This window comes from Paenibacillus sp. PastF-3 (genome assembly GCF_029893135.1).
Taxonomy (GTDB): Bacteria; Bacillota; Bacilli; order Paenibacillales; family Paenibacillaceae; genus Paenibacillus_AQ; species Paenibacillus_AQ nitricinens.
In genome coordinates this window covers 1-13,917 of the sequence record NZ_JARXWM010000010.1, presented here as the reverse complement: position 1 = coordinate 13,917, position 13,917 = coordinate 1, and the positions used below count along the sequence as shown (strand labels likewise).

The 13,917-nt window shown below is 42.1% G+C and carries 13 protein-coding genes; 12 read left to right on the top strand and 1 reads right to left on the bottom strand.

Features of this window, described 5'->3' with window-relative positions:
- Nucleotides 1-13: 13 nt before the first annotated feature.
- The 3 genes from M2444_RS19645 to M2444_RS19635 all read left to right on the top strand — a co-directional run bounded on the left by M2444_RS19645 (nt 14) and on the right by M2444_RS19635 (nt 4,813).
- Nucleotides 14-1,747: a sensor histidine kinase gene (locus tag M2444_RS19645; RefSeq protein ID WP_280787824.1), complete on the top strand. Its 1,734-nt coding sequence runs from the start codon at nt 14-16 to the stop codon at nt 1,745-1,747.
- A gap of 13 nt (nt 1,748-1,760) precedes the next feature.
- The gene (locus M2444_RS19640) at nt 1,761-3,443 is read left to right on the top strand and encodes a response regulator (RefSeq protein WP_280787823.1); all 1,683 of its coding nucleotides are present in this window, start codon (nt 1,761-1,763) and stop codon (nt 3,441-3,443) included.
- Nucleotides 3,444-3,535: 92 nt separating this feature from the next.
- On the top strand, nt 3,536-4,813 hold the full coding sequence (locus M2444_RS19635; RefSeq protein WP_280787822.1) for a Gfo/Idh/MocA family protein: 1,278 nt from the start codon (nt 3,536-3,538) through the stop codon (nt 4,811-4,813).
- Between the two features lie 199 nt (nt 4,814-5,012).
- Here M2444_RS19635 and M2444_RS19630 read toward each other — a convergent pair whose 3' ends face one another.
- Nucleotides 5,013-5,198, bottom strand: coding sequence for a hypothetical protein (locus tag M2444_RS19630; RefSeq protein ID WP_042130754.1), 186 nt, complete (start codon nt 5,196-5,198; stop codon nt 5,013-5,015).
- Nucleotides 5,199-5,722: 524 nt separating this feature from the next.
- Here M2444_RS19630 and M2444_RS19625 point away from each other — a divergent pair.
- From M2444_RS19625 to M2444_RS19585, 9 genes are all read left to right on the top strand, one after another.
- Nucleotides 5,723-6,634: a dihydrodipicolinate synthase family protein gene (locus M2444_RS19625; RefSeq protein WP_094872751.1), complete on the top strand. Its 912-nt coding sequence runs from the start codon at nt 5,723-5,725 to the stop codon at nt 6,632-6,634.
- A 4-nt stretch (nt 6,635-6,638) separates the two neighbouring features.
- Nucleotides 6,639-7,280 (top strand): GDSL-type esterase/lipase family protein, encoded by a 642-nt coding sequence (locus M2444_RS19620; protein ID WP_280787821.1) that lies wholly within the window; start codon nt 6,639-6,641, stop codon nt 7,278-7,280.
- 13 nt (nt 7,281-7,293) lie between these two features.
- Nucleotides 7,294-8,700 (top strand): ABC transporter substrate-binding protein, encoded by a 1,407-nt coding sequence (locus tag M2444_RS19615; protein WP_094872747.1) that lies wholly within the window; start codon nt 7,294-7,296, stop codon nt 8,698-8,700.
- An 85-nt stretch (nt 8,701-8,785) separates the two neighbouring features.
- Nucleotides 8,786-9,661: a carbohydrate ABC transporter permease gene (locus M2444_RS19610; protein ID WP_094872745.1), complete on the top strand. Its 876-nt coding sequence runs from the start codon at nt 8,786-8,788 to the stop codon at nt 9,659-9,661.
- A gap of 13 nt (nt 9,662-9,674) precedes the next feature.
- A complete protein-coding gene (locus tag M2444_RS19605) occupies nt 9,675-10,517 on the top strand; it encodes a carbohydrate ABC transporter permease (protein WP_280787820.1) in 843 nt (280 codons plus the stop codon).
- A gap of 24 nt (nt 10,518-10,541) precedes the next feature.
- Nucleotides 10,542-11,231 (top strand): N-acetylmannosamine-6-phosphate 2-epimerase, encoded by a 690-nt coding sequence (locus tag M2444_RS19600; RefSeq protein WP_094878533.1) that lies wholly within the window; start codon nt 10,542-10,544, stop codon nt 11,229-11,231.
- 23 nt (nt 11,232-11,254) lie between these two features.
- Nucleotides 11,255-12,127, top strand: coding sequence for an ROK family protein (locus M2444_RS19595; protein ID WP_094872741.1), 873 nt, complete (start codon nt 11,255-11,257; stop codon nt 12,125-12,127).
- A gap of 23 nt (nt 12,128-12,150) precedes the next feature.
- The gene (locus M2444_RS19590; protein WP_094872738.1) at nt 12,151-13,005 is read left to right on the top strand and encodes a MurR/RpiR family transcriptional regulator; all 855 of its coding nucleotides are present in this window, start codon (nt 12,151-12,153) and stop codon (nt 13,003-13,005) included.
- A 215-nt stretch (nt 13,006-13,220) separates the two neighbouring features.
- Nucleotides 13,221-13,694: a NanQ anomerase/TabA/YiaL family protein gene (locus tag M2444_RS19585; RefSeq protein WP_280787819.1), complete on the top strand. Its 474-nt coding sequence runs from the start codon at nt 13,221-13,223 to the stop codon at nt 13,692-13,694.
- Nucleotides 13,695-13,917 lie beyond the last annotated feature (223 nt).

Sequence of the window (13,917 nt, the reverse complement as noted above, 5' to 3'; positions counted from 1 at the left end):
AGGAGAACAAACGATGAAAATCCGATTCTTGATTAAAGATTCCTCTATATTCCAGAAAATAATGGCTGCCTTTCTGGCAGCCTTGTTTCCGCTCATGGCGATTACCTGGTTGATTAATGAGAAGGGTTCGGACAATATTCGGAGTGAGATTTCCGAGTCTATTCTAAATACGACTCGCTTCTATCTGGATTCACTCGACAAGGAAGCAGACCGGATCAGCCGTTATTTGCCGAACTATGTGATGGACAAAGACTTGATGGAAATTGCAACTACAGGCAATTACATGAGTTATTACGATCGTGCGCAAAAAATATTAGATATCCAAAGACGGCTTGAATTGATGAAGAACTCAAGTCCATTTATACAAGAAGCAAGGGCGTATATCCCTCTTATCGACCGAACGATACTTAGCAATAAATTTGAAACTTCGACGAATATGCAGGAATATGCTTCTATGCAGCAAAACAAGAGATTATACGAAGAACCTTTCATTTACTGGAATGATCGATTATTTATTTCCATGCAATACCCCATTAATACCGTTAAAAATCCGATTTATATCGTAGCGGTTGAATTATCGACTACCAAAATCAGAGAAACGTTATCTCAAATCGGCAGCTCGCGTGGTGGACAGAGCGTATTACTCAATCTGGAACGTGGTTGGGAGATCGAGAGTGACATGGATCCTGAACTGTTGGAACAAATGAAATCCTTCGCTGCGGATAAGCGGGAATTGCAAAAAGACGAAGGATACGAAACGATTATGTATAATGGTAAGCGGTTTCTTACGGTATATAAATACTCCAGTCTCTGGAATTCCTATTCGATTATGTGCATTCCCGAGGAGAAGATCTTGGGTTCCCTTGAGATCTATCGAGCATTGTTCTGGTGGGCTTGCGTGCTAGCTGTAGGTATTGTCGTTTTCTTCTCCTACTTTCTATTACGATTTATCTATCGGCCATTAATGAAACTTGTGCATTCCTTTCGGCGCGTTCAGCAGAATAGGCTGGAACCGATCGTGATCGATCGCGGAGCTGATGAGTTCGGGTATTTGTACCACGCTTTTAATAATACGATCCGATCCTTGAAAACACTAATCGAGGAAAATTACGAGCAGCAAATCAGGAACCAGCGTTCCGAACTGAAACGATTGCAATCGCAAATTAATCCTCATTTTTTATATAATTGTTTTTTTGTATTGTGCCGGTTAATTAAATCCGAGAATCAGAAGGAAAAGGCTTATCAATTCTGCCTGTACATCGGACAATATTTTCAGTTCATTACTCGCGATGACGAGGATGATATTCCGCTGGGGCTGGAGGTCAATCATTCTCGCACGTATGTAGACATGCAAACCATATGTTACGGAGACCGTATTCAAGTCAAGTTCGAAGGTGATGTTCCCGATTTCTTCGTGCCGAGGCTGATTCTGCAGCCGATCATCGAAAATGCTTATAAGCATGCCTTGGGCAATATGATTCAGCAGGGTGAGCTATGGGTTCATTGTGAGCGGGTGGGTGATGTATTCTCCATCTATGTCGAAGATAATGGCCGAAGCATCTCCGATGCGGAGATCGAACAGCTTCAGAAGCGGCTGCGTCAATCCACCACTCGGATGGAGGAAACAACCGGAATCATAAATGTACATCGCAGAATACAGCTGCGGTACGGTGAGGAATATGGCATTACAGTGTCACGTTCTGCTCTTGGTGGACTTCAAGTAAGAATCAATCTGAGCGCGAACTAGAGGAGGAATCAGCATGTACCGACTGCTAATCGTCGATGACCTTCCCATTATTGTCGATGGTCTTCTGGAGCTATTCAATGAGACCGATCATTTACAACTCGAGGTTATGAAGGCATATTCAGGTGAAGAAGCACTGGAGGTACTGTCTCATCATCGTATTGATATCGTGATTTCCGACATTAAGATGCCTGGACTGGAAGGGATTGAGCTGCTTCGGGAAATCAAATCCCAGTGGCCGGCCTGCAAAGTTATTTTCTTAACAGGATACAATGATTTTCATTATGCTAAGAGCGCAATTACGTACGGTGGGTTCGATTATATTCTAAAGGTCGAAAGTGATGAGAAAATTATTCAGTCCGTAGAACGGGCGATTGAGAAAATTGAAGAAGAAAATAACCAAGAACAGATGATTGCTAGAGCGCAATCCAAAATGAGACTGGCATTGCCCTCTCTGCAAAAAGAGTATGTGTGGGAGCTCTTTCAAGGCAAGCATGTATCGGATAGCCAATTAAAGCAGGCGTTCAAAGAAATCGATATCCCGCTTGATGCGACATTGCCGGTTTACTTGCTCATAGGCAGGGTAGACGCATGGAAAGAAATGTTCACGACGCCGGATAAAGCGTTATTGACTTACGCCGTACAGAACATTTGCGATGAGTATTTGTCCACGCAGGTCAGATGCTATTCCGTTGTATTCGAGTTATCCAAAATCATCTGGATGATTCAACCGAAAATCCCGGATGGATCGTCTATCGAATACGGGGATCAGGATTGGATCAGAGCTCATCGGTATACGAGCGGTATTCTGGAGACTGTGCAGGGAAATTGCAAGAGATTGCTGAGTTTGTCGGTTTCTTTCCTTCTTGGAAGTGAAGCAACGACATGGGATAACATATCTGATCGGTTTCACTCGATCAAATACGGTCTGGTACAAGGACATGGATTATTTGATGAGGTCATATTGACCGATAAAGACATTCAAAGAGAAGTGAACGGTGATCTGAGTGGGAACTACCGCGATGCCTTCTATCACGCCCGTGTTCAATTGCTGATGTCTTGTCTCGAGAATAATCATCGGGAACAATTCAACAAGCTGTATGCCGAACTAACGTCCATTTGGAATGATGAGGAGTCGCCGAATGAGCGGAAGATCGAACTGTATCATTCACTTTCAGCTATTTTTCTGTTCTATATCCATAAGAATCGGGAAATTCGGGATTATATCAATACGCTGATGGATCTGGATAAGTTATATCGCTATGGAGATTCCGCATCATGGTCGGAGCTGATTCAATACTTCTCGCAAATGGCGGATTGCTTCTTCGAATGGAATGCGCTGCGGGGTACGCAATTGCCGACAGAGGTCGTGAATAAAGTACATCGATATATTGAAGAACATATTTCCACGGATATCTCCTTAAATGCGCTGGCCGATTACGTTAGCTTGAATCCATCGTATTTATCCCGGCTTTATAAGCAAATCACTGGAATGGGGTTATCTAAATATGTGAACGATTATCGTAACCTGATCGCCAAAGATATGCTGCTCAACACATCGATGAAAGTGAATGAAATTGCTGCTGCCCTGGGGTACAACTCCGCGCTTGCGTTTATTCGCTTCTTCAAGAAGCAGAACGAAACGACACCGCAAGATTTCCGTATGGCAAGAATCCATATACAGAATCAAGGTCAATAAATGTATATGAAATGTCAGTAATGATCTCTTTTGCCTCCGTTCCTACCGCCTTACAATGGAAGTACACTAGGTGCGCAAGAGGAGGAGTAGTCTTGAGAACATTAACAGCTGTATTACTTGGCGCTGGCAGTCGAGGAAGATATATTTATGGGCCCTACGCGGAGAAGTTCCCGAATGAATTAAAGATTGTTGCCGTAGCTGAGCCGGATGATGAACGTAGAAATCGATTTGCAGAGATTCATAGAATTGCCCCAGAGCATGTTTACGATTCTTGGGAGAAAGTATTCGATCAGGGTCAAATTGCGGACGTGATGATAATTGCTACGCTCGATCGGATGCATTATATACCAGCGATGAAAGCGATGGAGCTAGGCTATCATGTCATGCTAGAGAAGCCGATGTCTCCTTCCATGGAAGAATGCATCGAATTGGAGCAAGCTTCGCTTCGGTATAAGCGATTGCTCGTCGTAACCCATGTCCTGCGATATTCCCCGTTCTGGTCTGGGATCAAAAAATGCATTGAAGACGGTGAACTCGGAACGATAGGTACGATTCAATTAACCGAAAATGTGGGCTACCTGCATATGACACACAGTTATGTCCGCGGGAATTGGCGCAATTCGGAGGAGACGAGTCCCATGATCCTGGCCAAATCATGCCATGATCTGGATCTCATCTCCTGGCTTATGAATCAACCGTGTACAAGCGTGAGCTCGTACGGATCATTACTGCATTTCAGGGCGGAGAACGCTCCGGAAGGCTCCACGGATCGCTGTATCAACGGCTGTGAGGTTGAGAAGGAATGCGCCTTCTCGGCGATGAAAATATATATTCAGCCCCCGGGACATCCTTGGGCACGCTATATGACGAATGATTTGTCGCAAGAAGGGATCTTGAAGGCGCTGAAGGAAGGACCGTGGGGTCGCTGCGTGTATCACTGCGATAATAATGTTGTGGATCACCAGGTGGTCAACATGGAGTTCGAGAACGGAGCGAACGCATCGTTTATCATGTCAGGGCTGACACAGAGCGGCACGCGTCGGGTTCAAATTATGGGAACGCAAGGCGAGATCATTGGGGATATGGACAAAGGATCCTTCACGCTATACCGCTATGTATCGGGCGAGAAGGTTGAGATTGGCTGCAATGTGGAAGGTGATGGTCATGGAGGCGGCGATGACCGTATGGTAAGCTCATTCCTGCGGAATGTGCGTCAATTTGACAGCAATCCATCGCAAGGCTTGACCTCGGCGACGGCATCCCTGCAGAGTCATTTGATCGCATTCGCGTCGGAACATTCGAGATTGAATGCAGGTCAGGCTGTCAAGCTTTCGGACTTGCAGAAGAAAGAAGAATATAAGATAAAATGATACTAGGAAGATAAGCCTTAGATTTATCGGAAAATGAAGAAATAACCCCTTAGCCTTCCTCACCCTTAGGGTGGGGAAGGTTTTTCTTTACATAATCTCAAGGCATAATAAAAGACCGCTCTACTGGAATAACTTCCGGATGTGCGGCCTTAGGACAAGATTCTATTATAGGGTCAATCTGTATCTAAAGGTGGTGAGATTAATGGAATTTAACAGTCTTGATACGAGCTTCTTCTTCATAGGTGAGTGGTTTTGGGGATCTTGGAGTGTGCAAGTGGCGTTGCACAGAATATTCCATTTTTTGATAATCCTCATTACCTGAATTCATCGTTGGATTCCAATTTTCCGTTACCCAATTTTTAAGTTCCTTAAGACCTGCTAGCATTTCCTCCAGCCTCCTTTGGCGAAGAAACAATGTATTTTATATTGTTCTGGTTACGCTTTCATTATATCATGGAAATTAGTTTTTTAAAGCTGTGTCCACGTGAAAAACACAGTTTTTAAGTGAACATTGTGTGTTAATTAGGGTTTGTGCTTCCTATGGAGAAAATTGTCTCCTGGTAGGAGACAATTTCATTAGATTTAAAAGGATAATCAATTGCCCCTAAGCGTTGCGAACAATTTCTAGTAATTACTATTCCGGCGAATGATTTTAAGCTCGTAGATAGTGTTACTCTGATAATAAGAACAGCAGCTTATAGCGTACGATATTCTATTTTTAAATGGAAAATAAGGTCTTCTTTTATGGGCATTCACTTAAATGAAATTATTTTTCTAGTAATGATTGTTCTTCTGGTGGAAATAAATTTTATTTTATAAAAAATAGAGAAAATAATTTACAGAATCAAATTTAAGTGATATCTTGAATATGTAGAAAAGAAACCGTTCACATCTTAAGGGGGATTAACAATGATTTTGGAAAAGTTTCACGGAATTATACCTGCCTTCTATGCTTGCTACGATGATCAAGGAAATATTTCGGAATCCCGGACGCATACCTTATGTGATTACTTATTTGAAAAAGGAGTTCAAGGTGTTTATGTGGGAGGAAGTTCTGGAGAATGTATCTACCAGAGTCTGGACGAACGCAAAGCGGTACTTAGCTATGTAGCTAGTAACCTGAAAGGTAAAATGACACTGATTGCTCATGTTGGAGCCCCTTCCACTAGAGATAGTATCGAATTAGCAAAACATGCGGCGAGCTTAGGATATGATGCACTATCCGCAATCCCACCTATCTATTTCAAATTACCTGATAGCGCAGTCTCTAAATATTGGAGCGATATTATGGACGCAACTCCGCTACCGTTCATTATCTACAACATTCCTCAGACTACAGGGTATACACTGACCCCGGCTTTATTCCAGAAGCTTCTTGCTAATGATAAGGTTATCGGTGTTAAGAATTCTTCTATGCCAACTATGGATATTGAAAGATTTAAAAGAGTGGGCGGAAAAGATGTAGTGGTCTTTAATGGACCGGATGAACAGTATGTAGCGGGAAGAATCATGGGAGCCGATGCAGGCATTGGTGGTACTTATGCGGTGATGCCGGAGTTGTTCTTGCAGGCTAATAAATTTGTACTCGCTGGGAAGTTTGAAGAAGCAGGACAACTTCAAAGTGATATTAACGATATCATCATCGCGCTTTGTTCCCTCAAGGGTTCTATGTATGCGGAAATTAAAGAGGTTCTGAGATTGAGAGGTGTAAACATTGGTAGTGTAAGAGCACCGCTTGAAGGGGTAGCCGCTGAAGATGCGGGTCCAATCGCAGATATTATGAAATTGATTGATCAAGCAATCGAAAAATATTGTGGTTAATGAAATGAAGAGAACGATCGTATGCTTTGGTGATTCCAATACTTGGGGCTACGACGCAGAGACGGACCAAAGGTTTAATGATGAAATACGTTGGACCGGACTTCTTCAATCAGAATTGTACAACACTTATCGTGTCATAGAAGAAGGGCTTCCCGGTAGAACCAGTGTTAGTGAGGATCCGTTATTTGAAGGGTTAGCCGGAATATCTTATCTCTATCCATGCCTCATGTCACATGCACCACTTCATTTGGTAGTAATCATGCTTGGGACGAATGATACGAAAGAAGGATTTGCATTAACTTCGTATAACATCGTACAAGGTATTGTTAGACTCGCTCATAAAGCTAGAGGGAGCGGGGCAGGACCAGCGGGAAAAGCACCGGAAGTACTTGTGATCGCACCGCCCCCCATTGGGGCAGCGTATATTCATACTCCCATTGGTAAGCCAATGGGGAGTAATTGTAGCGAGAAATCCATAGAGATCTCTCAGCATCTCGGGAATTTTCTTAGAGGGACAGACATCCACTTTATGGATGCCAGCAAAGATGTATCGATGAATGAAATAGACTACATGCATCTTGATCGACAAGGGCATCGGAACATGGCTGATTTAGTGAAATATCATGTCAAACGGATATTAGAATAGGGGAGGATTTAAAATGAAGAAGAAACGTGTACTCTCAACAATGGTTGCATTAATGGTAATTATTTCATTGATTTCAGGATGCTCTGGTAACAATGCAGCAAGTTCTAATACATCCGATAATACTGCTAAATCTGGCAAGGAAAAAGTCGCGATTAAAGTATGGCTGACCCCTCAGTGGAAAGGTGTTGTGGATGCAACGGAACAAGGAGCTGACTATGATAGCTTCCTTAAGGCTGCAGCTGAGAAATTCAAGGCACAATATGATAAATATGATGCTGACATTCAGGTTGAAGTTATTGCCGGAGATCAGCGCGACCAACTCCTCAACGTTAACTTGAGCGGAGGAACTCCACCAAATGTCTTCTTTGAAAGCGTATTCCCAATGGGCGATTATGTTCATCGTGGAGCTTTGGAGCCTTTGACTGACATCATCGATGAGGGCGCAAAAAGTGATATCGCACAAAATTACTGGGATGCAGTAACGTTCGGAAAAGATGTGTACTTCTACCCATTCCAACACAATCCGGGCACTTTGGTCTACAACGCAGACATGTTTAAAGCGGCTGGTTTAGACAAGTTCGTAGGTGGAGAGTCCGAAATTAAGACTTGGAACTTGGATGAGTATCAACAAATCTTGGACGGTCTGAAAAATAATCTTCCGAAAGACAAATATTCTAATGCCTATCCAATGGCACTGTACGCTGTGAATAACCAAGGAGATACATGGAACCTTGCATACTTAAGAATGTTCGGCAACAAGTTCTTCGATGATCAAGGGAACATTGTTCTGAATGATGCGAATGGAGTTAAAGCTGCAACATGGCTGAAAAAATTATATGACGGCGGATATACAAATCCAGGCGCTGAATCTGTATCCTCCAATGATGCCAATGCCATGTTCCAGAATCAGCAGCTGGCGATCAGTTTCACCAATCCAATCTTGTTCAATGGAACAAAAGCAAATATGGAATCCGGCACGTCTGCTAAGTTTGATATGCGTCTTGCTAATATTCCGTCCGAAAGCGGAGATCCTCTATCCTTTACTTATGTAGTTGGTGCTAGTGTATTTAAGTCCAAAGATGCGAAGAAGACTGAAGTGGCTAAAGATTTCGTGAAGTTCTTTTCAAGTGATCCTGAACTAGTTAAATCCTCTAAGAATGGTATTCCAGTGAGAAGCTCGGTGGCTGAAGAACTTAAGTCGGAGAATCCTCTCTTTGCTGCTTATGATGCCAACTCAAAATATTTGTTTAACTTCACGGGCAACGTTCCAGGATATAGCCAATTAAGAGAAGTTTTGTACCCTGATCTACAGGCGCTTTACATGGGAGCAAAGACACCAGAACAGTTTGTGCAAGATTATCAGACTAATGGTAATAAAGTGATTGATACGAATAAAGCTAGCTCTGTCATTTTCCAATAATCTAAGAACAGGTAAACAATAAACGATTAACAGCCTTTAGAGTCTGAAGAGGCTCCAAGGGCTGTTAATTAGAAAGGTAAACGATATGAAACTACGTAGTAATTACCTAAAAGAGAATATTACAGGTTATCTGTTTATTTTACCTCAGATGATCGTATTCTTAGCCTTTCTTGTCTATCCGATCTTAGAAGGGATGCGCCTGAGCTTATACCAAATTAATTATGATAGTGAGAAGTTTGTGGGTTTGGCTAATTACACCACATTGTTTAATGATCCGGTATTCTTCAAGGCGATCTTCAATACGATTATATTCGTAGTCTTTATCGTCCTGCTTACAGTGGGCTTTGCCTTATTTGTAGCCTCGGCTGTATTTGATAAGAACGCTAAGTACGTTTCCTTTATAAGAGGGAGTTATTATATCCCGGTCATGGTATCCATGGTTGTTATGAGTATGGTATGGAGCTTCCTGCTGAATCCTGCTAACGGACTTATTTCTTTTATATATAAAGATATGGGACTTGGGACGATTAATCTTCTAGGAAATCCAAAGACAGTTTTGCCAGTGGTGATCTTTGTGACCTTCGCGACTAACGTGGGCCAAGCCATTATTCTGTATATTGCTTCGATGATTGGTGTATCTAAAGAACTTTTTGAAGCAGCAGAAATCGACGGTGCAAGCAGATGGCAAGTGATTACGAAGATCCTCATTCCTTCTGTAGGACCAACAACGACCTATATTACGATTATCAATATTATTGCTGTTCTAAAAATATTTGTAGTCATCCAGTTATTAACCGGCGGCGGTCCGAACAATTCATCGGTAACCTTGATGTACTACCTCTATAATAATGCCTTTAAGTACAACCAACTCGGCGTAGCTTCTGCGGTAGGCGTTATCATGTTCGTGATTACATTGTTATTATCTGTGCCTCAGCTACGAAGCATGATTAAGGTGAAGTGAGGGGGAATACAACATGTCGAAAATAAGAAATAAGAAGAAGAGAGAGAAGTTTGATGTGATATCGAATGTGATCATTGTCCTCTTCGCGCTCCTTAATGTTTTTCCATTATATTGGTTATTCACAAGTTCTCTCAAGAACAGTTCAGATGTTGTGAAGATGCCTCCAGACTGGTGGCCTAAATCGATTACTTTCTCCAACTATGTGGATGTGTTTCAGAACCAACCGGCTTTGAGATGGACGTTTAATAGTATTTATGTTTCAGGCGTATCTACGATTATCGTTATTATTGTAGGCGCTATGGCTGCCTATGCGTTCTCAAAGATCAATTTTAAAGGTAAAGATATCATCTTCATTATTTTCATATCGAGCTTGATGATTCCTAAAGAAATTATGATCGTGCCTTTATTCCGGATTACACAGCAATTTGGAATGGTGAATTCGTATAACGGTATGATTTGGCCGAACGTTGCGGGTGCATTTGGAGTGTTCTTATTAAAAGGATTCTTCGATTTAACCCCTAATGCTTTAAGAGAAGCCGGGAGAATAGATGGTGCAAATGAATGGAGGATCTTCACTCGCATCATGGTGCCTATTATTAAACCTGGTATCGGAGCCTTATTTATTCTGAATTTTGTGCAAGTCTGGAATGATTATTTGTGGCAGCTGGTTATAGGCCAAGAGAACAAAATGAAAACATTAATGGTTGGTACTGCAACCTTAATGCAGGATCTGAATCCTAATTTCGCATATAAAATGGCCGGAGCCACCATTGCTGCAATTCCGATGTTGCTAGTGTTCATGTTATTTCAGCGGTTCTTCACCAATGGAATTACAGCAGGAGCAGTGAAAGAATAAATAAAAATGTGGAGTGGGTTACTGATGAATACTGAAAATAATGTACTTAAAAAGATAAAACATAAACTAGTCGTCTCCAGTCAAGCCTTACCCGAAGAACCGCTGCATAGTCCGTTTATAATGGGAAGAATGGCTTATGCAGCATACTTGGGCGGTGCTTCAGGCATTCGGGCAAATAGTGTAGCAGATATTCAAGAAATTAAGAAAACAGTGGATTTACCTATCATTGGGATCATCAAAAGGGTATATGAAGGTTCTGAAGTGTTTATTACACCAACCCTGAAGGAAGTAGATGAGCTTTACCGCGAAGGGGTAGATATCATTGCTATGGACGCGACAGACCGGACTCGGCCGGATGGATCAACCATCTCAGAACTATTTCCTCACATAAGAGAGACCTATAAAGATCAACTGTTTATGGCAGATTGCTCTACATTTGAAGAAGCTGCTAAAGCTGTTGAGCTGGGATTTGATCTTATAGGAACCACCTTAAGTGGATACACAGAGTATACGAAAGACCGTTCACTCCCGGATTTTGAGCTAGTCAAACAAATCGTGACCAACTTCTCTGTGCCTGTGATAGCTGAAGGCGGTGTTTCCACTCCTGAAGAACTGAAGACAATGTTCGATCTGGGTGTTTATTCAGCAGTAGTCGGCTCAGCGATTACAAGACCAATGGAGATTACCAAAAGGTTTGTAGACGCTATTCAGTAGATTGCCGGAGAGGGTAGATAAGGATGAGAATTCTCGCTGTAGATATTGGCGGTACCAATACCAAGATGTGTATATGTGATCAACTTGGGAATGTTCATAACTTTAAGGAGTATGCAACAGAGAGCCTCTTGGGAGGGCCGCATGTAATCTCAAGATTACTTGATAAAATTGCAGAAAATGATGATTTTGATGCCATTGCTATAAGTACGGCCGGTCAAGTCAATGCTGAAGAAGGAATTATAGTCTATGCTAACGAAAATATACCTAGATATACAGGGATGAAGATTAAGGAAATTGTAACTAATCATTTTCATAAACCTGTTATGGTAGAGAACGATGTGAATTCAGCAGCATTAGGCGAGGCTCATTATGGTGCTGCCCACAACTTTAACAATTTCTTATGTTTGACGTTTGGCACGGGCATTGGTGGTGCCATAGTAATGAACCGGCAAATCTATAAAGGAGCAGATGGGGTGGCAGCCGAATTTGGTCATATCCTGACACATCCATTGTCAGATGCGGTGGAGGGACTGCCTTTTTATGAGAAGTATGCTTCAACCACTGCCTTGGTAAAGGCGGCTCAGCAGGCAGATCCTGAATGTATAGACGGAAAAGTCCTTTTTGATAAAATCAACAAAGGGGACGAAGCTCTAAAACAGATTTTGGATTCATGGGTAACTGAGGTGTCCGTGGGCTTAGCTTCAATTATTCATATTTTCAATCCATCCGCTATAATTATTGGAGGCGGCGTTATGGAGCAAGAAGATTTAGTTCAAAGGGTTGAGGAACGGACGAAATCTTTAATTATGGAGAGTTTCGCGGGTGTAAGAATTGTTAAGGCCTCACTTGGGAATAAGGCAGGCTTGCTAGGCGCTTCCTCTTTATTCGCACATTAAATCATTATAAAGGAGGGGCTTATTTGCGAACAATCAGTATTTTTTCTTCGATTCATTCCAAGTACAATAATTTGACGAATACGGAGAAGAAGGTAGCGGACTACGTCCTGGAGAACACGAGAAGTGTTGTCTATATGTCGATTACTGATCTTGCAGACGCGTGCGATGTAGGTGAATCAAGTATTTTTCGATTTTGCAAATCTTTAAGTTATAAAGGGTATCAAGAGTTCAAGATTGCACTTGCTCATAGTATCACTGTGGAGAATGAGATCCCGCAGCTTACGGATCAAATTCTAATGGATGACACTACGGAAGCCGTGGCTTCTAAAGTGCTGACCACAAATGTAAGTGCACTGAACGAGACCTATAATTTAATTGATATACAGAAGATCAATGAAGCTATTGATTATATGATAAATGCGGAACGAGTATCTTTTTTCGGTGTAGGCTCTTCATTAATCACGGCGATGGAAGCTAAAATTAAATTTATGCGCATCACAAACAAAACGGAGTGTTTGATGGATTCACATCTGCAGATGATGTCTGCGGCGCTAATGTCTAACCGAGATGTAGCTGTAATCATTTCTTACTCCGGTTCAACTAAAGATAGTATCGAGGTTGCAAGAAAAGCAAAGGAGCGAGGCGCTAAGGTGGTATCCATTACGAGATTTGAGAAGTCACCTTTAACGTCGTATTCGGATCTTACCTTACTTTGTGGTGCTAATGAGGGGCCTCTGCAGGGCGGTTCATTATCTGCAAAGATCTCACAGCTCTATCTGCTGGATATTCTATATGTAGAATATTTCAAAAGAACAAGTGAGCAGTCCATTATCAATAAAGAAACAACAGCTGCGGCAGTTAGTGAGAAGCTACTGTAAGTGCGGGTTCAAAAAGTATGGTTTTCAGCACCGAGAAGATTGGATGAAGGTAGAAACTGAGGAGCGGAGCGTAGTGGAAGCTACGTGAGCACCGGAAGTTTCGCCTGAATTCAATATTCGATGTCGAGTAAGCTTCTTGGGCTACTTCGTGATCAAAAGCGGACTTTTTGAACAACCTCTGTAAGCGAATTGAGTGGTGAGGAGAATGAGACAATATGATCTTAGGTTCATTATCATCTTGGGAAGAGCATAGCAGATACGAGAATTCAGTCATTGTAGAGGCTATTGCGGAATTGAAAGTCATCTTACAACACGAACCGGATCTCGGGCGAATCGAGATCCGCGGTAACGAGATATACGTTTCGATTATGGCGCTTGAGGCGAAGTCGCTAGAGGAACAGGTTGCTGAGAAGCATGAGACCTATATTGATGTGCATTATTTGATCGAAGGGGAAGAAACGATCGGCTGGTCACCCTTGCAAGAAGGGACCGAGGCTATTAAGCCTTACGATGCCGAAGCAGACTATGCACTTTATCCTCCGTCATCCGATGAAATTGTGTTAACTTTGAAGCCGGGGATGTTCGCTGTCTTTTTCCCGCATGATGTACACAGACCTGGGATGGGTCAACCGGGTAAGCAGATTAAGAAGGCTGTTATTAAGATACATGTAGGGTTATTAAATTCATAGGATCTGAGCAGATGACTTCTAAAATCATAAGGAGTCATCTTTTTTATTGCATGGGAAATTATACAATGAAAAAATTATAGATAACTTCGATGGAAAAACTAAGGGGGATTAAAGTTATTTCTCTACTTCAGGATGGCGTAAAATAAGTTGTGTACCAGGATTTGGAGCCTAGCCAGGCAACAAAAAAGTAGGGTATTCTCGGGATTGCGAAGTCCACCAAGAA